23 protein-coding genes and 1 pseudogene are annotated in these 22,930 nt (G+C 45.5%); 12 read left to right on the top strand and 12 right to left on the bottom strand.

What is annotated here, in order from left to right:
• The first annotated feature begins 12 nt into the window (after positions 1–12).
• From xdhC to ACOCLE_RS22850, 4 genes are all read left to right on the top strand, one after another.
• Positions 13–864 (top strand): xanthine dehydrogenase accessory protein XdhC, encoded by an 852-nt coding sequence (xdhC, locus tag ACOCLE_RS22865; protein ID WP_419534390.1) that lies wholly within the window; start codon positions 13–15, stop codon positions 862–864.
• A gap of 24 nt (positions 865–888) precedes the next feature.
• The gene (locus tag ACOCLE_RS22860) at positions 889–1,470 is read left to right on the top strand and encodes an acetyltransferase (RefSeq protein ID WP_419534389.1); all 582 of its coding nucleotides are present in this window, start codon (positions 889–891) and stop codon (positions 1,468–1,470) included.
• A 53-nt stretch (positions 1,471–1,523) separates the two neighbouring features.
• Positions 1,524–2,414 (top strand): IS982 family transposase, encoded by an 891-nt coding sequence (locus ACOCLE_RS22855; RefSeq protein ID WP_419533099.1) that lies wholly within the window; start codon positions 1,524–1,526, stop codon positions 2,412–2,414.
• Positions 2,415–2,686: 272 nt separating this feature from the next.
• Complete coding sequence (locus tag ACOCLE_RS22850; RefSeq protein ID WP_419534388.1) at positions 2,687–3,070, top strand: hypothetical protein; 384 nt, start codon at positions 2,687–2,689, stop codon at positions 3,068–3,070.
• Between the two features lies 1 nt (position 3,071).
• On the opposite strand, the gene ACOCLE_RS22845 is transcribed toward ACOCLE_RS22850, so the two are convergent.
• The 3 genes from ACOCLE_RS22845 to ACOCLE_RS22835 all read right to left on the bottom strand — a co-directional run bounded on the left by ACOCLE_RS22845 (position 3,072) and on the right by ACOCLE_RS22835 (position 6,781).
• Complete coding sequence (locus tag ACOCLE_RS22845) at positions 3,072–5,408, bottom strand: intermembrane transport protein PqiB (protein ID WP_419534387.1); 2,337 nt, start codon at positions 5,406–5,408, stop codon at positions 3,072–3,074.
• 31 nt (positions 5,409–5,439) lie between these two features.
• Positions 5,440–5,961 (bottom strand): paraquat-inducible protein A, encoded by a 522-nt coding sequence (locus ACOCLE_RS22840; protein WP_419534386.1) that lies wholly within the window; start codon positions 5,959–5,961, stop codon positions 5,440–5,442.
• Between the two features lie 85 nt (positions 5,962–6,046).
• Complete coding sequence (locus ACOCLE_RS22835; protein WP_419534385.1) at positions 6,047–6,781, bottom strand: paraquat-inducible protein A; 735 nt, start codon at positions 6,779–6,781, stop codon at positions 6,047–6,049.
• 297 nt (positions 6,782–7,078) lie between these two features.
• On the opposite strand from ACOCLE_RS22835, the gene ACOCLE_RS22830 reads away from it, so the two are divergent.
• Together ACOCLE_RS22830 and pdxA are read left to right on the top strand one after the other, a co-directional pair.
• Positions 7,079–7,840: a DeoR/GlpR family DNA-binding transcription regulator gene (locus tag ACOCLE_RS22830; RefSeq protein WP_419534384.1), complete on the top strand. Its 762-nt coding sequence runs from the start codon at positions 7,079–7,081 to the stop codon at positions 7,838–7,840.
• Between the two features lie 120 nt (positions 7,841–7,960).
• Positions 7,961–8,968: a 4-hydroxythreonine-4-phosphate dehydrogenase PdxA gene (gene pdxA, locus ACOCLE_RS22825; RefSeq protein WP_419534383.1), complete on the top strand. Its 1,008-nt coding sequence runs from the start codon at positions 7,961–7,963 to the stop codon at positions 8,966–8,968.
• Between the two features lie 68 nt (positions 8,969–9,036).
• Here pdxA and hslR read toward each other — a convergent pair whose 3' ends face one another.
• The 3 genes from hslR to ACOCLE_RS22810 form a co-directional block, all read right to left on the bottom strand.
• Positions 9,037–9,426, bottom strand: coding sequence for a ribosome-associated heat shock protein Hsp15 (gene hslR / locus ACOCLE_RS22820; RefSeq protein WP_066014087.1), 390 nt, complete (start codon positions 9,424–9,426; stop codon positions 9,037–9,039).
• An 87-nt stretch (positions 9,427–9,513) separates the two neighbouring features.
• Positions 9,514–10,170 (bottom strand): GMP/IMP nucleotidase, encoded by a 657-nt coding sequence (gene yrfG, locus ACOCLE_RS22815; protein ID WP_419534382.1) that lies wholly within the window; start codon positions 10,168–10,170, stop codon positions 9,514–9,516.
• Between the two features lie 421 nt (positions 10,171–10,591).
• Positions 10,592–11,296, bottom strand: a complete 705-nt coding sequence (locus tag ACOCLE_RS22810; protein ID WP_419534381.1) for a hypothetical protein — start codon at positions 11,294–11,296, stop codon at positions 10,592–10,594.
• Positions 11,297–11,622: 326 nt separating this feature from the next.
• On the opposite strand from ACOCLE_RS22810, the gene nudE reads away from it, so the two are divergent.
• Complete coding sequence (gene nudE, locus ACOCLE_RS22805) at positions 11,623–12,207, top strand: ADP compounds hydrolase NudE (RefSeq protein ID WP_419534380.1); 585 nt, start codon at positions 11,623–11,625, stop codon at positions 12,205–12,207.
• A gap of 88 nt (positions 12,208–12,295) precedes the next feature.
• Here nudE and ACOCLE_RS22800 read toward each other — a convergent pair whose 3' ends face one another.
• Complete coding sequence (locus ACOCLE_RS22800) at positions 12,296–13,330, bottom strand: IS481 family transposase (protein WP_419533178.1); 1,035 nt, start codon at positions 13,328–13,330, stop codon at positions 12,296–12,298.
• Between the two features lie 119 nt (positions 13,331–13,449).
• On the opposite strand from ACOCLE_RS22800, the gene cysQ reads away from it, so the two are divergent.
• Positions 13,450–14,286, top strand: coding sequence for a 3'(2'),5'-bisphosphate nucleotidase CysQ (cysQ, locus tag ACOCLE_RS22795; protein ID WP_419534379.1), 837 nt, complete (start codon positions 13,450–13,452; stop codon positions 14,284–14,286).
• 47 nt (positions 14,287–14,333) lie between these two features.
• On the opposite strand, the gene ACOCLE_RS22790 is transcribed toward cysQ, so the two are convergent.
• Complete coding sequence (locus ACOCLE_RS22790; protein ID WP_419534378.1) at positions 14,334–14,714, bottom strand: NirD/YgiW/YdeI family stress tolerance protein; 381 nt, start codon at positions 14,712–14,714, stop codon at positions 14,334–14,336.
• A gap of 292 nt (positions 14,715–15,006) precedes the next feature.
• Here ACOCLE_RS22790 and ACOCLE_RS22785 point away from each other — a divergent pair, with 292 nt between their 5' ends.
• A complete protein-coding gene (locus ACOCLE_RS22785; protein ID WP_419534377.1) occupies positions 15,007–16,161 on the top strand; it encodes a metallophosphoesterase in 1,155 nt (384 codons plus the stop codon).
• Here ACOCLE_RS22785 and ACOCLE_RS22780 read toward each other — a convergent pair.
• The gene (locus ACOCLE_RS22780; RefSeq protein ID WP_419532972.1) at positions 16,156–17,436 is read right to left on the bottom strand and encodes an ISKra4 family transposase; all 1,281 of its coding nucleotides are present in this window, start codon (positions 17,434–17,436) and stop codon (positions 16,156–16,158) included. The genes ACOCLE_RS22785 and ACOCLE_RS22780 overlap by 6 nt on opposite strands.
• Here ACOCLE_RS22780 and ACOCLE_RS22775 point away from each other — a divergent pair.
• Positions 17,435–17,695 (top strand): hypothetical protein, encoded by a 261-nt coding sequence (locus ACOCLE_RS22775; RefSeq protein ID WP_419534376.1) that lies wholly within the window; start codon positions 17,435–17,437, stop codon positions 17,693–17,695. The genes ACOCLE_RS22780 and ACOCLE_RS22775 overlap by 2 nt on opposite strands.
• Positions 17,696–17,711: 16 nt before the next feature.
• Here the strand turns inward: ACOCLE_RS22775 and ACOCLE_RS22770 are convergent, their stop codons facing one another.
• Together ACOCLE_RS22770 and ACOCLE_RS22765 are read right to left on the bottom strand one after the other, a co-directional pair.
• Positions 17,712–19,181 carry a hypothetical protein gene (locus tag ACOCLE_RS22770; RefSeq protein ID WP_419534375.1) on the bottom strand — a complete coding sequence of 490 codons (1,470 nt, stop codon included), beginning with the start codon at positions 19,179–19,181 and terminating at the stop codon, positions 17,712–17,714.
• A 513-nt stretch (positions 19,182–19,694) separates the two neighbouring features.
• A pseudogene (locus tag ACOCLE_RS22765) lies at positions 19,695–20,162 on the bottom strand (IS982 family transposase).
• A gap of 746 nt (positions 20,163–20,908) precedes the next feature.
• Here ACOCLE_RS22765 and ACOCLE_RS22760 point away from each other — a divergent pair.
• Complete coding sequence (locus ACOCLE_RS22760; protein ID WP_419534374.1) at positions 20,909–21,550, top strand: lysoplasmalogenase; 642 nt, start codon at positions 20,909–20,911, stop codon at positions 21,548–21,550.
• The gene (locus ACOCLE_RS22755) at positions 21,547–22,269 is read left to right on the top strand and encodes an aspartate/glutamate racemase family protein (protein ID WP_419534373.1); all 723 of its coding nucleotides are present in this window, start codon (positions 21,547–21,549) and stop codon (positions 22,267–22,269) included. Before ACOCLE_RS22760 ends, ACOCLE_RS22755 begins: the two co-directional genes overlap by 4 nt.
• On the opposite strand, the gene ACOCLE_RS22750 is transcribed toward ACOCLE_RS22755, so the two are convergent.
• Positions 22,233–22,823 (bottom strand): DUF3605 domain-containing protein, encoded by a 591-nt coding sequence (locus tag ACOCLE_RS22750; RefSeq protein WP_419534372.1) that lies wholly within the window; start codon positions 22,821–22,823, stop codon positions 22,233–22,235. The genes ACOCLE_RS22755 and ACOCLE_RS22750 overlap by 37 nt on opposite strands.
• Positions 22,824–22,930 lie beyond the last annotated feature (107 nt).

Genomic DNA, 22,930 nt, shown 5'->3' with positions numbered 1-22,930 from the left:
GAGGGACAGAGTATGTGGATTGACGCATTGGCCAATCTTCAGAAAACCGGTGAGTCTGGTGTACTGGTTACCATTCTGGGTTCAGCAGGCTCTGCCCCCAGAAAGTCCGGCAGTAAAATGCTAGTCACGGCTGACCAGTGCTTTGATACCATCGGTGGCGGGCAGCTGGAGTTTCTGCTGATCCAGAAAGCCCGGGAGCTGCTGCTTAATGATCATTCAGAGCCGGTTCTGGAACACTTCCCTCTTGGCCCCAAACTCGGGCAGTGCTGTGGTGGCAGCGTCAGTGCGCTGCTGGAACCCATCACCACCTGTGGTTTTCGCATTGCCCTGTTTGGCGCCGGTCATGTTGGCCATGCGCTGGTGAATGTTCTGGCACCTCTGGATTGCCAGATTACCTGGATCGACAGCAGAGCAGAGCTGTTTCCAGAAGAGATACCGGGAAATGTCCAGGTCTGTATCAGCGATCAGCCCGAGCTGGAGGTCGAAGACCTGCAAGAGGATACGTTTGTTCTGGTCGTCACTCACAACCATCAGCTGGATTTCGCAATTACTGAAGCAACATTGAAGCATGACAACAGCCGTTGGCTGGGCGTTATTGGCTCAGAAACCAAGGCCAAGCGTTTTCGCCAACGGCTTGAGCACAAAGGCAATTTCTCACAAGCCCAAATTGAGCATATGCGCTGCCCGGTTGGACTGGAAAGTATTGGCGGCAGAAAGCCTGCTGAAATAGCCATTGCGATTGCCGCTGAAATTCTGGCCACACAAAATGGGAATAGAGGTGAGAACCATAAAAAGCGGGAAGGCGTTGCTTGGCAAGACTTAAAAAAACTCTTACATTCTCATGAGCATGAAGTTGCTAAATGATAATAACTAACTTGTGTCGACCATATGCTGTCATCTCTTCCTTCTTTTCTTAGAGGTTTTATATCCGCGAGTGTGCTCGGGATAAACACACTTATTCTGTGTATACCTCTACTTGCGTTCAGTCTTAGCCATTTTCTAATCCCCATAAAACCGTGGCACAAATTATGTACCCGTATATGCATCGCTATTGCTGAATGCTGGATCAGTATCAACAGTGGTTGGATGAAACTCACCCGCCCTATGCTGTGGCAGGTTGAGGGGCTGGAAAGCCTCAAGAAAGATGAATGGTATCTTGTAACGTGCAATCACCAGTCGTGGGCGGATATTTTTATTGTTCAACACCTGCTGAACCGCAGAATTCCAATGCTGAAGTTCTTTCTGAAACAGGAGCTGATCTGGGTGCCGGTCATCGGCTTGTGTTGGTGGGCTCTGGACTTCCCTTTTATGAAGCGCTATTCAAGAGCCTATCTGGAAAAGCACCCAGAGAAACGCGGTGAAGATCTAAAGGCCACCCAAAAAGCCTGTGAGAAGTTTCGTGATGTTCCCGTATCGGTTTTCAATTTTATACGCCATGTGCGACTTTTAGGTTTGCATAAGGAGACATGACTGATCCTGCTTTCTGCTATTAAAAGCAGTAGAAAGCAAAGAAGGTTTCAGTCATGCCCGTTGAAGAGTTTATCACTACAGTCTACTGCTTGATCGACGATTTGGTAAAAGAGCTTTTTCCTGTACCACTGCGACTTCGAGGGTTTCCACCAAAGCTCACTGATAGTGAAGCGATCACCATGGAAGTTGTCGGTGAATGGCTTGGGCATCATAAGGACACTGAGATTTGGAAGTATTTTACCCGACACTGGCGACACCTGTTTCCTGACATTCCTTCACGCTCGGCATTTGTCAAACAGGCCGCCAACTTATGGCATGTGAAACAACGACTGCAAATTCGTATAGTCCAGATGATGCATGCAGATAATGCAGATATCCATTTAATCGATGGTTTTCCGATTGATGTTGTCGTCAGAACCCGTGCACCACAGAGCCGTATCTTTAAAGCTGAGGCTGGTTATGGTTACTGCGCTTCCAAGGACAAGAAGTTCTATGGCTTTCAGGGGCATTTGCTGGTTGAAGCACGAGGGATTCCTGTGGGTTTTACTCTGACCGCAGCGAACGTAGATGAGCGTGATGCAGCCTATGACATGCTCGAGACCATTTCTGGCCTCTTGCTTGGCGATAAGGGCTATATAAGGCCTGAGTTTAAAGCTGATTGTCAGGAATTAGGTATTGATCTTCAGACGCCACTGAGAAAAAACATGCAAGATGAACGTCCGAAGTCGTTTGTAAAGCTGGTATTACGGGTACGACGGAGAATAGAAACAGTGATAGGTCAATTGACAGAGCGCTTTGAAATAGAAAAGTGCCATTGTCGAGATAGATGGCATATGACATCACGTATCGCTCGGAAGTTACTGGCACATAATATTGGTTCTTATCTGAATATAATTGCTGGTCGTCCTGCAATACAGTTTGAGAACCTTATTTCCGAAGATTAAAAAACGGAAAGCAAATAATTGCGTGATTTTGAAGATACAACTTGGACTTACCATCATGCTAGCCCGGATATTTCATAAACGTGCTCCCGTTCTCGCTTGTCCTTTGCCGCCCTAAGGGAGTTTTGCTCGGTCGACCGTACTCCCCGGTACGGCACTCCCTCACAAAATCCCTTAGGGCGACAAAGTCCTGCCCGAGATTCGGGGCAGTTTATGAAATATCCGGGCTAGTAATTTGAGATAGTTTCAGACAAAGTCGCACATCGCGTAATTTTATGGAAGGAACTCGCTTTACGGATGCCAAGCACAAACAGCAAAAGTCGTCTTTTCAACACTTGCTGAAACCCAGAGCCGGTGGCGTTGGTTTTGTACTTGGGGCCATGGGACAACAACTTCGTACCTTAATTAATATCACCATTGTTTATCAGGAAGGCGTTCCATCTTTTTGGGGTTTTCTGTGTGGCAGAGGTGACAAGATCAGAGTGAAAATTGAAAAACAGGCAATCTCTGACGCTTATCTTGGCAGAGATTACAGCAATGACGAAGTGTTCCGTGATCAGTGTCAACACTGGGTGAATGAGCTATGGACTCAAAAGGACCAATTGATCCTATCGATAAAGGAAAACCATGCAAGAGAAGAGGCTGCTGAGCATGTATAAATTAATGCAGCCAAATCTCCGGCTGCCACAGCAACCAGCTTTTTTCAGGTTCATCGGCAAGATCAAAACGATGCCCTGACTGAATAGGCCGCTCTGGCTTTTCTGGCGTCGCAAAAGCGATCCCTCCCGCCAGTAGAGCCTCCAATGAGTCGGCCCTGATACTGGTTCCCCGAAACAGACCAACATCAATATCAATACCACTGACATTCCAGAACCGACTATCATTACTGATCAGTCTTCGGTAACGGTCTTCAATATTAACAATAATAACCACCTGATCAGCCGGGTTAGCCAGACGGTACCCAGTGACGTCACCAACCGGTACATCCCGATAATAGACTGGACTGCCCCGCTGTATTGAACCCAGGCTCTCACTCACCAGCTCAAGAACCAGGCCTTTTGCTTTTGGAATATCATCTGGCTCTCGGTGCTGACCAATAAACCTTGTTGTCTCTGGTCCCGGGATGGCCGGCATTTCAACCTGAATGTATGGACCGATGATCAACGTTTCCAGATTCGATGTTCGAGCAAGCCCCAGTTTTGGTTCAACCAGCCAGAAGTGGACGCCTTTCCTCATCAACCAGGACTTATCATTGTCAATCAGTGCTTTAACAGTCACCCCCTGATTTTCTCTGCTGACCAACAAACGGGTAACCCGACCGACTTCTACACCACGAAAGCGAATTTGAGTGCCTTCACTTAAGCCATCAGCACGATCGAAGTGAATCTCTATCTCCTGATCACCACTGAGCGCAATGGTCTGATCTGAAAAGAGGGGAAATTTTGCCCCATTCTCTACTCTTTCCGCATCCGGTTTACCTGTGCTAAAAGCAATGCCTCCAGATATCAGACTTTTAATGGAAGCCATATCAACCCGAAAAGTCCGTAGATCCCCCTCAAACTGAAGCCCACTGACATTCCAGAAGCGACTGCTCATATTAACCAGATGTTGGTAACGTGCTTCTATAAGAACCTGGATGGATAAACCACGGCCTTTCAAATCATAGGACTGAACAAATCCAACAGGAACGTTCCGGTACAAAACCGGGCTTCCTATATCGATACCTTTCAGCGCATCTGTCTCGAGCGTCAGACTCAAACCGATGGCCCCTATGGGTGTTGCCGGTCGGGTCTCCATACCTTTAAAGTGACTGACTGCCGAGCCCGCCTGCATCACCCTTTTGTTGATATCCATTGCCACATACCGGCCACTGATCAACGTATCCAGATCAGACACACCATCCAGCCCCAGCTTGGGTTCAACAACCCAGAATCGTGTACCAGCAACCAATGCAGGCTTTACTTCCGGCCTGACAATCGCTTCAGCAATGACACGGCTGACATCCTCGCTGACGTCCACAGAACGAATCCGCCCAACCTCCTGACCATGAAAACGAATGGGGATATTACTGTCGCCAAGAGAAACCCCGAGAGGGAACTCAATAGTAATGGGTATCCCGGCTTCGGCAGTGTCGTAGTCACTGTAAAGGGAAAACTCTGCACCACTTGAGACTACCGGCTTCACTTCTTCCCATTCAGGCGTATAAAAGGCCACACCACCCTTTAATATGGAAACCAGTGATTGAGCCTGTACTTCCAGGTTGGTCATATTAGCGGAAACTTTTAAGCCACCAGCGCTCCAGAAACGGGTATTCTCATGCACTAACTTTGAAAACTCAGACTGGATGTAGATTTGTGTCTCTACGAAAAGGCCATCTTCTGACAGGCCATAATCAAACACCTCCCCAACCTTTAGCTTTCGATAGAAGACCGGACTGCCAATTTCCAGTGATGGCAGTTCATCAGACGTTAATGTAAGGCGAAGTCCATCCCTTCCTCCCATCATTCCCGGCGCTCTTTTTAACGCCGTAAATTGGGTTTTCATAAGACCTTCAGACGATGGGCTGAACGCGATGTAGTTACCGGTGATCAAGGTATCCAGACCAGAAACTTCTGTCAGGCTCAACTGAGGCTCAACCAGCCAGAAAGCGCTGTTTTCAGTAAGAAGCGGTTTGAAGCGCTGGGTCATTTTCACCGTTACATTAACCGCATCAAAGTCATGGCTGGGAGCAAGCCTGGTAACATGACCAACCGGAATACCGTTGTGCAGTACTTCCGTTTTATCCACAGTAATGCCGCGACCATTTTCAAACTGGATCATGACCTCGATACCGCCGTGGTCCAGCTCACGCCATAGCAGCCAACCAACTGCAATCAAAACAGCCAGAGGCAATAACCAGATGGGTGTAAAGTTCAGTCGATCTTCAATATTCGCGCCAACAGGTGCTTCTCCACTCCCTGCTTGATCAACCTCAGAATGATGATTTTCCTGGCCCATTCAACGGCACCTCCTGTGCCTGATCTCTTACTTACTTTCTGTCTTGTAATAAACGATGGTTATCCCACAACAGCCGTGGGTCAAAGCAGTTGGAAGCCAGCATGGTAAGAATGACAACCGCAGCAAATGCCCAGGCTCCCGCTCCAGGTTCAACCTGCCCGAGCTGGTCGAACTGAATCAGCCCCGCCAGCAGAGAAATAATGAAAATATCCAGCATTGACCAGCGACCAATCCAGGAGATCACTCGGTAAAGTTGCACCTTCTGTCTTATCCCCAGCCCCATTTCATAACCAAACTGAATAGAGAACAGCAAAACAGCCATTCCCATGAGCTTCATTAACGGAATTACGATACTGGCAACAAAAACCAAAACAGCAATGAGTGCCATATCGTTCTCAATAAGCTTAACAACACCAGAAATGATGGTATCTGGCACCCCTCCCTGTCCCAACCAGCTAATGGTCATCATTGGGAATATATTGGCCGGAATATAGAGAAGTGCTGCAGCCAATGTCAGAGCCCAGGCTCGGGCAATACTGTTTTTTCTCCTCATCAACACTCTGCCACCACAACGTTGACACCTTCTCTGTGATTGAGGACAGACCTGATAACACACAAGACAAAGCTTCAGGCCAAGATCAATACCGTTCATTGATAACTGTTTTCCCTTCAACAGCCTTTGCCCCAGCATCCCTGCCCAGAGCGATCCATAATCTTGCCTCATTCAGCGTTATGCTGATGGCGATCTCGATCAGCATCAGACCGGTGTAGCAAAATACCCCAAGACCAGCTTCGACTGTCGCCATATCGACCAGCTTTATTGCAGAGATCAGTACACCTAGCATGTAGATTTTTGCCATTCCCCACTGACAGAGAAAAAGGTAATCACGAAACAGAGACCGGGAAAATCGAGATCCATCCCTTAAGAGAGATGCCCAAATGATGGGCAGCAGCATTATTAATCGCAACAGCGGGACTAGAATGACAAAAACAAACACCAACGTAGCAACAATCGGCAGGCCATCACGCCACAATGCGACCACACCTCCCCAGATAGTACTGCTGTGTTGTCGCCCTGCCAGCTCCAAGGTTAAAACGGGATAGATATTGGCAGGGATGTAAAGCAGTAATCCGGTAATCACTAATGCGAGCAACGTTTGAATACGGTAGTAAGCATGCTTTTCCAGTGTACGGAAACAACGTGGGCAAGTGGCGGCCTGTTTTTGTTTTAATGCTGGAATGGTGATCAGTAAGTCGCAGTCTGGGCACAGGAGTGCATGAGGCCGTTCAGCCTTCTTATCCATTCGTTGCTTTTGAATCAGCAGCGCCTGTATATGCCTACTAAACCCTTTTCTGACTCTTTCATTTTCCATAAACAAACCCAAAGCAAATAAGGCTATATCTGTGAATGAAAAGTTGGGAATACTTCCTCATTCTGGTGATATAATCCCCCGCAAAATGCCCATTGACCGGTCTTCTGCATACGAGTGCTATCAGTTCAATACCGTAAGGTAACCCTGTAAGCCCCTCTTACGGGAAATTACTATCTCTGAATACTCATCGGCAGCAAGCATTATTACCGTTGGTCGAGTCCTGAAAATCTGATTCGCTACCCGGTTAGATCAACAGAACGGGCAAACTGATCATGCTCCATTTAAAGAGGTACAACTATGCTCCCGGTTGAACGTCGCGAACACATTCTTGCTTTTGTTGAAGAAAAAGGCTGTGCCAACATCGAAGAGATGGCCGAGCGTTTCGATGTCTCCCAAATGACCATCCGTCGTGATATTCGCACTCTGGAGCAAGAAGACAAGCTGCGCGTGACTTATGGTGGCGCCGTGTCCAAAAGCTTCCTGATGGAAGACATTCCTTACGAAAAGAAAAACGCAGTTAATATTGAAGAGAAAAAATCCATTGCTCATGAGGCCCTGAAGCAGATTCGTGAAGGGCAGATCGTCCTGCTGGACTCTGGCACCAGCACAATGGCTCTGGCCAAGCTCATGATGCGTATGAAGGTGACTGTCATCACCACTGACCTGAAGATTGCCCTGCAGCTGTCAGACTCTTCAACGGTCAAGGTATTCACCACCGGTGGTAATGTCAGTGCCATCACTAAAGCCCATACTGACGTTGCAGCACTGTCATTTCTGGACAGCATCAATGCGGATATTGCCTTCCTGGCAACCAACAGCTGGAGCCTGAACAATGGCGTGACCACGGCATCCAATGATCATTACTACATTCGCCGTAAAATGATGGAACGGGCCAATAAAACCGTTCTTCTGGCTGATTCCAGTAAATTTGGTGCCTCCAGCATGAAAACCATCGCTCGCCTGGAAGACCTGGATTGTATTATCACCGACAGCAAGTTTGATGAAGAGAATCTGGCGGCAATCCGCGAAGCCGGTGGCAACATCATTCTGCCATCCTGATCAGCAGGATCGTGTTTTCAGGGAGCCCTAAGGCTCCCTTTTTTGTGGCACCCAGCATTCCTGCTAAGCTGATAAAGTTTTCCAGTCTTGCAGGCGGTCGTGGTATGACCGATAGCAGAAATGCCTCCCCTGATCTGTATTCCAATGGGTGACCCAGCCGGTATCGGCGCAGAGATCGTTATCAAATCTCTATGCAGCCCAGAGCTTGCAGGAATCTGCAGGTTAGTAGTGATTGGTGACCATCAATGGCTGGGACAGGCTGCCAGCATCTGTAAGAAAAAGGTGAGTTTCCAATTGATCAAGGACTCCCCACCCGGCCTGCATTGTCCAGGACAAATCAACCTGATCCACAGTCCAATTTCGAATATCGATACTATTATCTTTGGGAAAGTCTCTGCGGCATCGGGAGTGGCAGCATACCAGTTCATTGAGCAGGCTGTTCACTATGTTCAACACCAAAAAACAAGTTCAATCGTTACCCCTCCCATCAATAAGATGTCTCTCAAATCTGCAAAGATTCCTCATATAGGTCATACGGAAATACTGGCATCACTGACTCACACCCATGACCCGATTACTCTCTTCCAGGTTGCTGATCTCAGGGTCTTCTTTCTTACCCGCCACCTGTCACTGAGACAGGCCTGTGATGCCATTCTGGAAGACAGGGTTTTCAAGGGCATTTACAAGTCATACCAGATTCTCAAGTCGCTGGGCATACCTTCCCCATCGCTGGCCGTTGCCGGCCTGAATCCCCACTGTGGAGAAAATGGGCTGTTTGGAGATGAGGAAGTCTGCGCCATTGAACCTGCGGTTATGCGGGCCAGAAAGGAAGGATGGAATGTCAGCGGCCCAATTCCTGCGGATTCAGTTTTTCATCAGGCGCTTAACGGAGCCTACGACGGCGTGCTGTCCATGTACCACGACCAGGGCCATATTGCGACCAAGATGGTGGACTTTGAACGTACTGTTTCCATTACCTGTGGCCTGCCATTTCTGAGGACCTCTGTCGATCATGGAACAGCCTATGATATTGCTGGCACTGGTCAGGCCAGCGAAGTCAGTCTGACGGAAGCGATCAAACTTGCCATACAGTATACAAAGATAGGGTCTGTTGACGTTTCATTATGAAGCACAGTGACTCTGATGCGCTGTGAACGTAATAAAACGCCAACAGCCTCTGATGAAGCCTATTGGAATCAGTAATCAGCCTTATGCTTCAGGATCTCACGACGCTGCTTTTTATCGGGACGGTGATCGGGTCTTGGCATTGCACCTCTCAAGGCTTTTCGATTAGCGGCTGCTTCTTCCCGGGCCTGAAGGCTCTCAGGCGTTTCCTCATAGAGCTGTTGAGCCAGCTCTGCCTTCTGGCGCTTATCATTAAGCGCCTTAACGATAACGATTCGCTCATCCCAGCCAGCCCGAAGTTTTATCACATCACCAACCCTAGGCTCTTTTCCTGGCTTGCAACGCTGACCATTCAGATGCACTTTGCCGCCATCAATAGCTTCCTTGGCGATATTTCGGGTTTTATAAAAGCGTGCTGCCCATAACCATTTATCAAGTCTGATCTTTTCGCTATTACTCATTCTGTCACCCTGACTGCTTTTTATCATGAAAAGACTGCGACAGTTCAAGCTCAAAACCTCAGGCAGTCTTTTCAGGGCAAATGATCTTTAAGAAGAAATAAACAGTTCCCGGAAGTCCTCAACCGCATTATAGGATCCTGTATCCCAGGGTCCTTTTTGACTGTCCGGGTGACGGATGGCCAGCAACTCTGCTACACCATAGGTTTTTGCTGAATTAAGAATGCCGATATTGTCATCTATGAACAGAGCATGCTCCTTATCAAGCGCAATATCGTCTTCCAATGCCCGCCAGAAACTTTGGTCTTCCTTGGGATACCCATAGTCATGGGAACTGATTAACTTATCAAAGTAGTGTGCCATGGGGAGACGTTCCAGTTTCAGAGAGAGACTGTCACGATGAGCATTGGTGATCATAATCACCTGCTTGCCATGATCCTTGATATTCTGAAGAAACGCATCGGCGTAAGGTCTGAAAGAGATGAGATGAGTGATCTCATGCTTCATGGCCATAATATCCAGATCCAGCTCTCTGGCCCAGAAATCCAGACAGTACCACTGTAGCTTGCCATAGGTTTGTTCAAACCGTGGGTTGAGCTCTTCTTTAGCTCTTGTTAAAGAAATACCATGTTTTTCTGCGTATTTCTCCGGCACATATTCCTGCCAGAAATAATTGTCGAAATGCAGATCCAACAACGTTCCATCCATATCCAGCAGAACTGTGCTTATCGAGTTCCAGTTAATCATGATGGCATCTCATCGAAAGCAGTTTGGGAAAGAGACCATGCGCTACCAGGAGCAAAAAGTAACCAATACATGCTCGATAACCATAGATACTTAACCCTCCATAGCAGCACCAACTGCTTGGTATAATTGGAGGTGTCACTAGCAAATTACCAGCTCAGAGCCAGTTTATCAGCACAGTCGTACAATAGACATTCTGTATATTAAATTCCGGACGAGCCAAGATAACTCGGGTTATGCCGCTAAAAGTGAAGAAGAGAGAACTATTCTCTTATGGGGCTCAGTGGCGATATGGAAGAGAACCACATAACAACAAGGAAGTATAAAATCGTGGAATACGCCTCCGACTCGGGCTATCCCCCAGCTAGAAGCCTATCCGAGAATAGACTCCTAGAGGCAATAAATAGAGTGGTATTTCCGCTACTTACTCATTTTTACCAGGAATTGGAAGCAAGGACTTCCCTGGAAATGCAGTTGCTGATGGATCAGAAGAGCCCTCATCGTCAGTTAACTCTAAAACGATCATGCCCATAACAAAGAATTTTTGCAGATAAGAGCCTAAGGCTTTCCACTCTCCTGATACTTTAACAAGTACCATTGTATCCGACTCATCATCCTGCTCTACATCACCAGTATCTTGAGTATTAAATTTCACCTCTACTGCTTGATCGTTTAGAACTTTGATGCTTTTAACCTGCAATTCAAAAGCAGGCTGATCGGTTGGTGTAACCCCCAGTTCACTCATTAATTGAGTGAACACCAGCCTGGTCAGTTCATCGGCTGGCATATTTTCAAGATCTGACAGAGTTATACCTTTTAAAAATGATTTGAATTCTTCATCCTCATAAGAATCCACAATCATTTCCTTAAAGAGAATCAGTCCTTCATTACTAAAAAAAGATGGGACTTCTAAATAATTGCCAGACCTGAAACTCAATAACAGCTTACTCATCACCTCTGAGATTTCATTCTTATCTTTTTCTGAAAGCACATCTTTAATAAGGGTGTACTCTTTCGATAACACCCCACTCCCCTTATTCAGCGAACCCTGATGGACTTCTGACAAATCAGCAAAGGCAACTGCATTATAAAGAAATAAACTGCAGAAAATCAGGTTACGAAGTTTCATTCTATTTTCCTCATAAAGCCAAATAAGCACTGATGAGTGTAGTATCAACAACACCCACGATGGCCAATACTCTGAAACAGGTAGAAAACGCTTATGAATTTAGATTATATAAAAGAAGGTAGGTTCCCAGTTTAGCCGATGAATTTATAGAAATTGTGCATGTTTCTGTTTCATCATACTCCCTAGTAAAGCCCACTATAAAAAGTTCAGCCAAACCATAGAGTAAAGTAGAATAGTTTTTTTGGCAGGGTTTCCCATAATGCCCTCGCCCAAGCTAGTCACAGCCCGTTCATTAAAATTAATACTGTAATATTTTCAACACTCTTATGCCAAAAGACCATGTAAGTAACCATTTGCCAGAAATTCGATCACGTAGAGAGATTACACGGACCCGGCTTTTCAAAATAGAAGAGCTGAATATCCGCTTCTCGAACGGAGCAGAGCGACTTTACGAACGTCTGGGTGATTTTGATACCGGTCACCGCGGTGTCATGGTGGTACCTCTTATCGATTCACAGCACTTCATGATGATCCGGGAATATGCCGCCGGTACTGAAAGCTACCAACTAACCCTTCCAAAGGGATTAGTTGAACCAGGAGAGTCTCTTGAAGAGGGAGGAAACCGGGAGCTTAAAGAAGAAATTGGTCTTGGCGCTCGTCAATGGCAGTCCCTTGGAGACTTCACTCTGTCACCCAACTATATGACACGCAAGATTCACGTTCTGATCGCTCAGGACCTTTTTGAAGAGAGACTTGAGGGAGATGAGCCTGAGCCACTGGAAGTAGAGCACTTTTCTTTCGATCAACTAATGGAACTTTGTGCACGACCAGACTTTACTGAGGCGAGGGTAATAGCAGCACTGTTCCTTGTACGTGAACAAATCAGAACCGGTTTATTGACCTGCAAATGACGTGTTTATACAGCATAGAGTAAAGTGTAGAAGTTCAGACCTGACCTGACAGTTACCGATTTTCAAGAAGGTGTCTGTCAGGTTAAATTCAGGCTATGAACTTTTCCTTCCAGATCTCTTTCCCATCAATCAGTGTTTCTATCGGCGTTCTCCCGTTGCACTGCTTACCTTGATGGGTACGCTCAGTATTGTAGTGAATTAACCATTCGTCCAGATCTGACTGAATCATCTCAATACTCGTATACAGCGTCTTTCTCAATGCAGGTTGATAAAACTCCTGCAGAATCGTTTTATGGAAGCGTTCACAGATTCCATTCGTTTGTGGATGCCGGGTTTTCGTCTTCGTATGTTCAATGTCGTTCACCGCCAGGTAAAGTTGATAATCGTGTTGATCAGCACGACCACAATACTCTGTACCTCTGTCTGTCAGTATTCTGAGCACAGGTAGCTCTTGAGCTTCATAGAATGGCAACACGCGGTCATTGAGCAGGTCTGCAGCCGTAATTGGGGTCTTTGTCTTATAGAGTTTGGCCTGCGCTACCTTGGAGTAAGTATCAACATAAGTCTGCTGATAAACGCGGCCAACACCTTTAAAGGTTCCAACATAGAAAGTGTCCTGTGAACCAAGGTAGCCAGGGTGCGCTGTGTCAATCTCACCACTGGCCTCATCATCCAGCTTCTTGCGCTCAAGTGCCCTGACCTGGGACTCGGTGAGAATGATTCCTTCTCGAGCCACTTTCTCTTCAAGGGCTTTGAGGCGCAGTTTGAAGCTTCCCAGATCATTTCTTAGCCAGATGCTTCTCACACCGCTGGGAGAGACGAAGATACCTTGCTTGCGAAGTTCATTGGAAACACGGGCCTGCCCATGGGCAGGATCTTCTACCGCATACTCAAGAACCGCTTTTTCAACAGCGGGGTCTACTCGGTTTTTGAGGTTTGGAACTCTTCGGCTTTGATCAAGAAGTGCTTCGACCCCACCTTCATCAACAGCATCCCGGTAACGATAAAATGTATCTCTGGAGACACCCATGGTTTTACAGGCTTTAGAGATGTTTCCGAGCTCATCTGCAAGGTTCAGTAGCCCGACCTTGTGCTTGATGATTTTCTGGTTGGTGTGAATCATAAGGGTCACCTTTAATGATTTAGATTTCAGTGAACTCACCTTCTTTCTAAATCGGTAACCCTTTTCTTTTGATGAGAAGAAAATGTCAGATTAAGTCTGAACTACTCCAAGTAAAGGATATGACTGAAACTAACCTTGAACCTCTAGTATCTCAGTTGATCAATATCGCCCGTGAAGCAGGCCATGCCATCCTGACGATCTACCATCAGGATGATCGGGGTATTAAAACCAAAGCAGATACTACACCGGTCACTAACGCAGACATTGCGGCTAATTCAGTCATAGAGTCAGGGCTTAACAAATTGTCAGTCCAATACCCCCTGCTCTCTGAAGAATCTGAACATACGACCTGGTCAGAGAGAAGGGACTGGAAACGCTACTGGCTGGTAGACCCTTTGGACGGCACCAAGGAGTTTATTAACCGAAATGGCGAGTTTACAGTCAACATTGCTCTGATCGACAACAACTATCCCCTGCTTGGCATTGTCCATATTCCCACCACTGATACCACTTACTGGGGAGGTATGAACCTTGGTGCCTGGAAACAGGCTCAGACCGGGAACGCAACCCCCATAGCACCCAGAAAACTCAACACTGACCAGCAATTGGTCGTTTTAGGCAGCCGAAGCTATGGAACCCCTGAGGCCCAACGGTATCTTGAATCTTTGAAGTCTATTTATCCAAATCTTGAGTTCCAACAAGTAGGCAGCGCTCTTAAAAGCTGTCTCATAGCGGAAGGAAAGGCGGATATTTACCCAAGGCTTGGTCCTACTTCAGAGTGGGATACGGGAGCGGTTCAGGCAGTAGTTGAGGGAGCCGGGGGTATATTCCTGACCCCTGATGGCAAACGCTTCAGCTATAACCGTAAAGAGAGCCTTATCAATACCGATTTTCTGGTGATGGGTGATAAATCGACACGGTGGGCTGATTTCTGGCCACCTGAAAATGTTATCTGAAATTAAAATATCACCAAAGATTTTAACTATAAATATTCAGCATGTAATTAGAAAACATAATGAATATCATCGACTTCTACCCTTGGAGCTCTTTCAGGGGGGTTGTCTACCTCTCCCTTGATGACAACAGGAGAGTTTAATTTAACCCTATGATCCGGCTTTGCGGATTCTTCGATCACTACTTTGATCTCACCGGTTTCTCCGCGAAAAAGGTAAATCTTTCCTTTGATTTTTTTAACAATTTCACCAGAAATTTTCACCAGTTCTTCATCATCGGATTTATTTAAAATCTCCTCAACACTGTGCTTTTGATATAAAGGTTTATCAAACTGTGACTTTTGATCAAGAACAGAGTTTTTTTCATGTGCGTTAGCAATAGCAACGAAACCTGAAAGAATCACTGCCAATAAATATCCTTTTCTCATCATACTTATCTCTTATTCGGTCCATTACTGTTTTTCGCATACACCATATTTATGGCGAAAATCCATTCAACCCATTGAAAGATATAGCTTTTTATAAATCGCTATCAACAGATAGATTCCACTCAATATTTCCAAGCACAGCATAGCAAATATTTATGAATGCACGTCAAAAAGAATAACCATATGTCGATATAACTGTCTGAATTATCATAGCATTAGTTAATTAGAAAACATCGAATCATTAATTTAATGATATAGAGAAGCCGATTATCTTTTAATAATAAAGGATATTAATATGTCTGGATACAAAAGCCTGCCATTCACAATCAATTACTTGATTTTAATAATGGCTTTTTTTGTAAGCAACAGCAGTCCAGCAGAAGAAGAAGGTTGTACTAGCCTCTATGAACAGGATCAATACTCTGGCCAGTCTTTCTCTCTATGCTCAGATACTTCTAACACACAAGTTTTCTATGTTAATCAACACTTTACAGATAACTCCATCACCTCCATTAACCTGGCATCAGGCCATGCTTTAGAAGCATGTGAACACCCGGATGGAAATGGAGTTTGTCGAACGTACTTTAGCTCTTCCAAACACGTCGGAGAGCAGCTCAATGATACATTCTCATTGGCTCGCCTGATTCACTTTAAATACAATGATTTTCATATGGCTTTTCTGTCTGACCCACAATACCCATGGTCCTGCAAGAAATCGGGGGAAAACTGTGATGATCAGAATAAAGCCTGGCAGGAAAATACAAATCACATTCATAGCCTGAATGCTTTAAAAAGCAGCATTGGGAAAGACCGATTTGCAGGTGCAGTCATTAATGGTGATTTAACGGCTTTTGGTCATGACTGGCAGTTCAATGCCTATAAAGAACTTTATCACCAACAACTGGATATGAATGTTTATCCGGGTTTGGGAAATCATGATATTTCCAATAATGTTGATGACTGCTTTGTTAATAATTGTGCATCAAGAATGGCTATTTATCTTAGAGATCAGGTTAGAACTCTCAATGTCAGAAGTTTTGATTATTATGATACGGGCGTTATTTATGAGTTCCCATCTTTAAAAAAAGAGTACAGCAAAAGCTTTGCTTACTCATGGGATATTGGGAATATCCATTTTGTCCAACTTAATAATTACCCGACCTACACTGCCAAATGGAATGGTTGGAACTTTAGCCGGGCTCGTTATGATTATTTTAATATCCAGTCTGCCAGAAACTGGCTAATCAATGATCTAAAAAAAGCCAGAAAAGAAGGTAAGCACATCATCCTTAATTATCATATTTCAGGATACACGAATGAAATTAAGGACATTCTGCGCAGATATCAAGTTTCAGCGATCTTCGCTGGCCATCTCCATCCCTACATTGGTCTTATGAACTCACACACTTTATGGAACGGGTGCTCTCTCAATTTGATAACTGACTCATAGGTTAGCTTCAACCTTTCCAGTCATGAACTCAGACCAAAGTTGTTCCCAGCGCCCCTTACTCTGGATCAGTGCTCTTGTTGTCAAAAGCACTTCCGCTCCTGTTGCTTTCCACCTCATTCCAGAACCACATAATCGTTGCTTTACCAGAGTCTTACAAGCCGCTTCAGTAACTCCTGAACCTATTGGCCAATGGCGTTTAAGCGCCTGATGATAATTCATTAACTGGTGATTGTTTGTAAAATAGCTCACAGCTTTGTAGCGCTTCTCTGTCAGTGCGATTGTCTTTTTCGGGAGCTCGGCTGATTCAATTTCCTGAAGGATTTTTTTGGCTGCTCCACGCTTGTTTTTCAAACTATGTAGCCTGTCTTCAAGCCACTGGTGTCGCTTCGCCTTACTGGTTGGAAACAGTGCTTCCGCTGCTCCAGCTAAATATTCAGATGCATGATAAAAATCGAGTATCTGCCCAGAGGTATGTTGTTTCAAATAACTCCAGTTTTCTCTAGCCCCGTCAGCTACCCCGATGTATGTGGCATTTGGGTAGAGTCGTTTTAGATCTGCAATCTCCTCGTCGAGCTTGCTCATAAAGCTTTGTTTACCATACTCTGGCGAACTGGCTGTATATATCGTGTGGAGCCTGTCTCCATCTGCAGAATATAGGCTCAATGTCCCACACATGGCTTCCCTCCAGCCTTCTTCACAAAGCAGCATGCAGGTTCCATCCAGACCAATGGCTATTGTTTCAACAGGCTCTTTTAGTGGAGGAAGGTGGTAGTGAGTGTCTTGCTGGTCTTCAATTAATGCACCTACTCTGTCCGATAAATGCTTGATATAAGAATTTGAAAGCGTCCTTTGATGGTTGGTCTCAAAATCTTCTTTTACCGCAGGCGCTGGCATCTGGCTGTATTTCCAGGCGATAGACTTGGCAAATTTGGGGGTAGCTGAACCAATAATACCGGCACGAAGATCAAGTGCTGCCAGAGTACTGCCACCTCTGACACCCTGATATACGGAGCGCTCCAAAGGTATACGACCGTATAAGGTTTCATAGTGCTTAAGAACCTTTCCTTTGTAGTTCCACTTCTGCTGATTAACGACGATAGGTTCTTTATTGGGTGATTCAAATAGCCCCAATAACTCTTTTGTTCCAAGCTGCCCGGCTTCATTGAGTGCACGCTGTAAACTATCTTCAAGATTCAGCATGTTGCCTGAATCTATAGAAACTTCAATTTGCAAAACGATGCTTTTGGTAGAGCTGGAAATAACAGAAGCGGGCATGACAGTTAACTATTATGAGTGGTGTTCCCATAGTAGCTGTGAAAATAGAGCACTATTGTTTCAATCATTCAGAGAGAGCACCCTATGGAACTTCTATGGACCCGGTAAACACCTACCGGTATTTTTAGGCAGTGCAGCAGTTTTTCAGAAGTATCTGCTGGTTCGTTTTAAAGAGAATCGCTTTGAAGTCAGTATTGTAAACAGCACTCAAGGTGCTAACTATCAACTTGTGAAAGAGGGAGTATATCCACTGTATTAACCCCCCATGTACAACACTATTTTGCAGGGGACGCCCCCAGTTTACTTTTTATTTCCAAAGCAAGATTAAGAGTATTGGAAGGCATTTGCCAATGCCGGTCATGCTCAAGCTTTGTCTTACCTAATATCTGTTCACTACCTGTTAATATCATTTTTTTAATAATTGCTGAACAGTTCCGCGTCAGTACATTAAACGTCTTTCCTTTTATACTTTCCCGCCACTTCTTTAATATGGCTTTATTATCCATACCTTCTAACTTAACAATATTTTTTTCAGCCAGCATATCCTCAAAGGCATAAATGTCATACGCCAGTTCATTAATTCCACCTCCTCTTTCTTTGTAACTTTCCTCAGCACCAAAAGAGAGATAAACCGGCTTCTGCAGAATGTCATCATAAACCAGCATGGCACTATGGCGGCTTCCCCGGAATGTCAAAACAACAGTATCCCCCGGCTTAGTACACCTATTCATTAAGTCCTGCGCCCGTTGATGGCGGATTTCTGGCTTCTCAATCCCGGTCAATACGGCATGCTTATCTTTGGCTCCTCTAGCCCAGTTTACGATACCTGCCAGAGGTAGCTTTCTCGGTTTTTTCCTTTGAACGCCCAGTTGGTCAATCTGGCCTTCTGAAACACTTCTGGTTAAATGAGCAGGCCTTGGGGGAAGTTCTGGTGGAAGGTCTGGCAGGCTATATGGATCCTCATCAATGGCTTCATCCTTAAACTGATCCATCCCTGTGTCTAATGACCTACTCCTCGCAGGCTTCGAAGGCTTGAATAGTTCATCGACCTCCTCATCAAAGACGGTGTCATAAATAGGATCTTCGTCGCCAGGAAGACGTTGATACCCATCTTCTTCAAGATCCAGATGTTCGTTTGAGATATTAGAGCTCTGTGCTGTCCAACCACTTTCATCGACCGTGTCATAGTCAGGGTCGCTTCCCGAAACGGGAAAGGCTTTTGTGTTCAGTTGGCACTCATTTATTGTTGAATAAGGCGGATCATTATGCTCACTGGTATCAATCTTCGGTTCTGTAAGGTCTTCCCTATTTTCAGGGATTATCGAATAAGGATCTTCAGGAATTATCGAATAAGGATCTTCCTCAACAACTGTCTCTTTGCTCCCGTCTTTACCTTGCAATGTCGATAACAGGTTACTATCCGTTAAACTAGCGCCCTCTTGATCTCTTCCAACATGGACATCACCACTTTCATCATCTTCTGTCAAATAAAGTCTTGGGGGTAAGGAAGGAGCTGCTTTAGTAGAATCAGAGTCTGGGTCAGAATAATCATTCTCAACCGAAAGCAATCCATCACTACTGCTCGATTTCTGAGCAGACACCTTGCCTTCATCAGATACGCTCAGCTTATCCGGCCGTGGACTTTTCTGAACTTTTGCATAAATTGGGATAGTTTTCGTTGCCTGCTTGCTCTCATCTTCGGAAACAGACTGATCTTGGCCTGAGCGTCTGCTATCTCCCGACACAAATGTTTTACCCGATTTATCATTGGTATCTGAAATACTGTAATCGGATAACGCTTTTTTTGTTGTCTGCGCTTTTGGCGAAAATGACTCTTTGAGGGATAGCAGCCCTTTTTTTATAGGAGATACGCGATGTGCGACTTTGTCTGAAACTATCTCAAATTACTAGCCCGGATATTTCATAAACTGCCCCGAATCTCGGGCAGGACTTTGTCGCCCTAAGGGATTTTGTGAGGGAGTGCCGTACCGGGGAGTACGGTCGACCGAGCAAAACTCCCTTAGGGCGGCAAAGGACAAGCGAGAACGGGAGCACGTTTATGAAATATCCGGGCTAGCATGATGGTAAGTCCAAGTTGTATCTTCAAAATCACGCAATTATTTGCTTTCCGTTTTTTAATCTTCGGAAATAAGGTTCTCAAACTGTATTGCAGGACGACCAGCAATTATATTCAGATAAGAACCAATATTATGTGCCAGTAACTTCCGAGCGATACGTGATGTCATATGCCATCTATCTCAACAATGGCACTTTTCTATTTCAAAGCGCTCTGTCAATTGACCTATCACTGTTTCTATTCTCCGTCGTACCCGTAATACCAGCTTTACAAACGACTTCGGACGTTCATCTTGCATGTTTTTTCTCAGTGGCGTCTGAAGATCAATACCTAATTCCTGACAATCAGCTTTAAACTCAGGCCTTATATAGCCCTTATCGCCAAGCAAGAGGCCAGAAATGGTCTCGAGCATGTCTTAGGCTGCATCACGCTCATCTACGTTCGCTGCGGTCAGAGTAAAACCCACAGGAATCCCTCGTGCTTCAACCAGCAAATGCCCCTGAAAGCCATAGAACTTCTTGTCCTTGGAAGCGCAGTAACCATAACCAGCCTCAGCTTTAAAGATACGGCTCTGTGGTGCACGGGTTCTGACGACAACATCAATCGGAAAACCATCGATTAAATGGATATCTGCATTATCTGCATGCATCATCTGGACTATACGAATTTGCAGTCGTTGTTTCACATGCCATAAGTTGGCGGCCTGTTTGACAAATGCCGAGCGTGAAGGAATGTCAGGAAACAGGTGTCGCCAGTGTCGGGTAAAATACTTCCAAATCTCAGTGTCCTTATGATGCCCAAGCCATTCACCGACAACTTCCATGGTGATCGCTTCACTATCAGTGAGCTTTGGTGGAAACCCTCGAAGTCGCAGTGGTACAGGAAAAAGCTCTTTTACCAAATCGTCGATCAAGCAGTAGACTGTAGTGATAAACTCTTCAACGGGCATGACTGAAACCTTCTTTGCTTTCTACTGCTTTTAATAGCAGAAAGCAGGATCAGTCATGTCTCCTTATGCAAACCTAAAAGTCGCACATGGCGTAGGAGATATAAGGTACTGCCAACGACTCCCTTTCTTCTGAGGTGCACTGCTTTCATGTATATGCGGCGTCCTACTCTGCTGAATAGGAGAGGAGTTTAAATCGTTTCTCATCAGAAGGCCTGTTATCAAAGAGCTGACTATCAGGTTATCGACCTCGAAGAAACCGCCTTGATAGATTCACTAAGTATCACCGAACGTCTTGTCAGAGATATCATAAAAGCCACAAGCTCTTAAGGAAGCTTTAAACATTTACATGGAACCTCTGATTCAAGAGATACAGACTGCCCCCCTTGGCCTGAGAGCGGGATCAGATCATAATTCGCCATTGAACTAACAATAAGAATAGTGAAGTCATGTCAAAAGCTATCAGTCTTACTTTCTGGGCTCTTGCTCTTGTTTATATCCTGCTAATGAGTCAACTGCCTGTTGTACTAGCAGTAGTATCAAAAGCAGCACCAATTATTCTGCTACTGATTCCTGTCTGGAAACTTCTTTCCGGTAAGTTACGGTTAGGCATGGTAATAGCGATTCTGTTTTCTGCCGGTGGGGACATTCTGCTGGCTCTGGATGACGCGGTTGGAAATTTCTTTGTCCCTGGTCTTGGCAGTTTTTTAATAGCACAGGTGACTTATGCCATCCTGTTCTGGCAACACTGCAGATTTAATAGCCAACGACAATGGCTGGCTGCAGGCTATATTCCCATTGCTTTCATCCTAGCCTGGTTTATTTTACCAGCCAGTGGAGAACTCCTTATTCCGGTAACTGCCTATTTAACCGCCATCAGCGCCATGGTGCTTGGGGCAGCCTTCTGCAATCGCCCGTGGCAATGGTTGTTTGTGGGTGCCAGTACGTTTGCTCTATCTGATAGTTTGATTGCCATTGATAAATTCATACAACCGCTCCCTTATGCCAGCGTAGCAATTATGGTGACCTACTATCTGGCGCAGTATATGATCGTGAGCGGAATGATTAAGCCAGAAGATAAAGATCTGTGAAGACGATTGGGTTGCTTGGCGGAATGAGTTGGGAGTCCACTGCGAACTATTACCGACTCCTGAATGAAGGTGTAAAAAAGACCCTGGGGGGGCTGCACTCAGCAAAAATTTGTCTCTACAGCGTAGATTTTTCAGAGGTGGAGCAACTGCAGCATCAGGGAAAATGGGAAGACGCCGGGGCATTACTTGCCAATGCCGCAAAAAATCTGGAGACCGCTGGTGCAGAAGGTCTGATGATCTGTACCAATACCATGCATAAAGTGGCTCCTGCCATTGAGCAGGAGCTATCGATCCCACTGCTTCATATTGCCGATGCGACAGCTCAGCTGCTGGTCGCTGATGGCATCTCAACCGTTGGCCTGCTGGGTACAGCATTCACCATGGAGCAGGACTTTTACAAAGGCCGGTTAACTGATCATTATGGTCTGCAGGTTCTCACACCAGATGAGCTCCAGAGAAAAGTGGTCCACGATATTATCTATAACGAGCTCTGCCTGGGGGATATTCATGAATCATCCCGTCAGTCCTATATCGATATTATTAACAGCTTGAAAAAGCTGGGGGCTGAGGCTGTGATTCTGGGGTGTACTGAGATTGGCCTTTTAGTCCAACAGCAACACGTTTCCATTCCTTTGTATGATACAACTCGAATTCATGCAGAATCTGCTGTGAAATGGATGCTTCAAGAGCCAAACTCAGTTGCTGATAACCTATTATAAGACAGTCGATGCATTAACGACGGTAGTCTGGAGGGTGTATTACGCCTGTCCCGTAAAAAAATATGGGCATGGGCCAGCCCCTTTACCGATCGGTTGGTAGGGGGGTTGATATGCACCACCCACTCAAAGCCTGATTCACTGAATAGCTCTGGAAAGTGTAGCTTTAGCAACTCTTCTGATTTCTGTTCCAGGGCTTCCCTATCCCAGACTGGGTCTGTGGAAAACATCAGCAGCTGGTAGACGCCATCCTCCAGCCAATAACCATAGTTATTGGTTACCAGCCGGTATTGTTCAGGACACCCCTGCTCGACACACCAGGCTGCCCTGTGTTTATCCATACCAAAGATGTTCTGATACACAGAGAACTCCGGCGAAAGATTTTGTGCCTTCAACTCAGCAAGGTACTCATCGTAAATACGCTGACCTTCTGCTGTCCTTACCGGCAGGAGCTGTCCTGACTTAATCTGCTGCCAGGTAACGGCTTCAGTGAGGGCTCCCTGATGACACCCAAAGAGTACCAAGGCAAGAAATGCTGGCTTAACAAGACTTTTCATATTCCAAGTCAGTCAGTTTCAATAACTCCACTATAGACCGGACAGTGAAAACGGAGCTTCAGATATGCGCACCAAACAGGACCACTTTTATGCCTGCTTTTTGGTGA

The organism is Endozoicomonas sp., from assembly GCF_965196975.1.
In the GTDB taxonomy this organism is placed as follows: Bacteria; Pseudomonadota; Gammaproteobacteria; order Pseudomonadales; family Endozoicomonadaceae; genus Endozoicomonas.
Note: the sequence above shows the minus strand (reverse complement) of the source record. Positions and strands in the feature narration are given on the sequence as shown.

What these genes read in the sequence shown, in the direction of transcription:
- xdhC (WP_419534390.1), top strand. Translation starts at nt 13, where the DNA reads ATGTGGATTGACGCATTGGCCAATCTTCAGAAAACCGGTGAGTCTGGT.
- ACOCLE_RS22860 (WP_419534389.1), top strand. Translation starts at nt 889, where the DNA reads ATGCTGTCATCTCTTCCTTCTTTTCTTAGAGGTTTTATATCCGCGAGT.
- ACOCLE_RS22855 (WP_419533099.1), top strand. Translation starts at nt 1,524, where the DNA reads ATGCCCGTTGAAGAGTTTATCACTACAGTCTACTGCTTGATCGACGAT.
- ACOCLE_RS22850 (WP_419534388.1), top strand. Translation starts at nt 2,687, where the DNA reads ATGGAAGGAACTCGCTTTACGGATGCCAAGCACAAACAGCAAAAGTCG.
- ACOCLE_RS22845 (WP_419534387.1), bottom strand. Translation starts at nt 5,408, where the DNA reads ATGGGCCAGGAAAATCATCATTCTGAGGTTGATCAAGCAGGGAGTGGA.
- ACOCLE_RS22840 (WP_419534386.1), bottom strand. Translation starts at nt 5,961, where the DNA reads ATGAGGAGAAAAAACAGTATTGCCCGAGCCTGGGCTCTGACATTGGCT.
- ACOCLE_RS22835 (WP_419534385.1), bottom strand. Translation starts at nt 6,781, where the DNA reads ATGGAAAATGAAAGAGTCAGAAAAGGGTTTAGTAGGCATATACAGGCG.
- ACOCLE_RS22830 (WP_419534384.1), top strand. Translation starts at nt 7,079, where the DNA reads ATGCTCCCGGTTGAACGTCGCGAACACATTCTTGCTTTTGTTGAAGAA.
- pdxA (WP_419534383.1), top strand. Translation starts at nt 7,961, where the DNA reads ATGCCTCCCCTGATCTGTATTCCAATGGGTGACCCAGCCGGTATCGGC.
- hslR (WP_066014087.1), bottom strand. Translation starts at nt 9,426, where the DNA reads ATGAGTAATAGCGAAAAGATCAGACTTGATAAATGGTTATGGGCAGCA.
- yrfG (WP_419534382.1), bottom strand. Translation starts at nt 10,170, where the DNA reads ATGATTAACTGGAACTCGATAAGCACAGTTCTGCTGGATATGGATGGA.
- ACOCLE_RS22810 (WP_419534381.1), bottom strand. Translation starts at nt 11,296, where the DNA reads ATGAAACTTCGTAACCTGATTTTCTGCAGTTTATTTCTTTATAATGCA.
- nudE (WP_419534380.1), top strand. Translation starts at nt 11,623, where the DNA reads ATGCCAAAAGACCATGTAAGTAACCATTTGCCAGAAATTCGATCACGT.
- ACOCLE_RS22800 (WP_419533178.1), bottom strand. Translation starts at nt 13,330, where the DNA reads ATGATTCACACCAACCAGAAAATCATCAAGCACAAGGTCGGGCTACTG.
- cysQ (WP_419534379.1), top strand. Translation starts at nt 13,450, where the DNA reads ATGACTGAAACTAACCTTGAACCTCTAGTATCTCAGTTGATCAATATC.
- ACOCLE_RS22790 (WP_419534378.1), bottom strand. Translation starts at nt 14,714, where the DNA reads ATGATGAGAAAAGGATATTTATTGGCAGTGATTCTTTCAGGTTTCGTT.
- ACOCLE_RS22785 (WP_419534377.1), top strand. Translation starts at nt 15,007, where the DNA reads ATGTCTGGATACAAAAGCCTGCCATTCACAATCAATTACTTGATTTTA.
- ACOCLE_RS22775 (WP_419534376.1), top strand. Translation starts at nt 17,435, where the DNA reads ATGACAGTTAACTATTATGAGTGGTGTTCCCATAGTAGCTGTGAAAAT.
- ACOCLE_RS22780 (WP_419532972.1), bottom strand. Translation starts at nt 17,436, where the DNA reads ATGCCCGCTTCTGTTATTTCCAGCTCTACCAAAAGCATCGTTTTGCAA.
- ACOCLE_RS22760 (WP_419534374.1), top strand. Translation starts at nt 20,909, where the DNA reads ATGTCAAAAGCTATCAGTCTTACTTTCTGGGCTCTTGCTCTTGTTTAT.
- ACOCLE_RS22750 (WP_419534372.1), bottom strand. Translation starts at nt 22,823, where the DNA reads ATGAAAAGTCTTGTTAAGCCAGCATTTCTTGCCTTGGTACTCTTTGGG.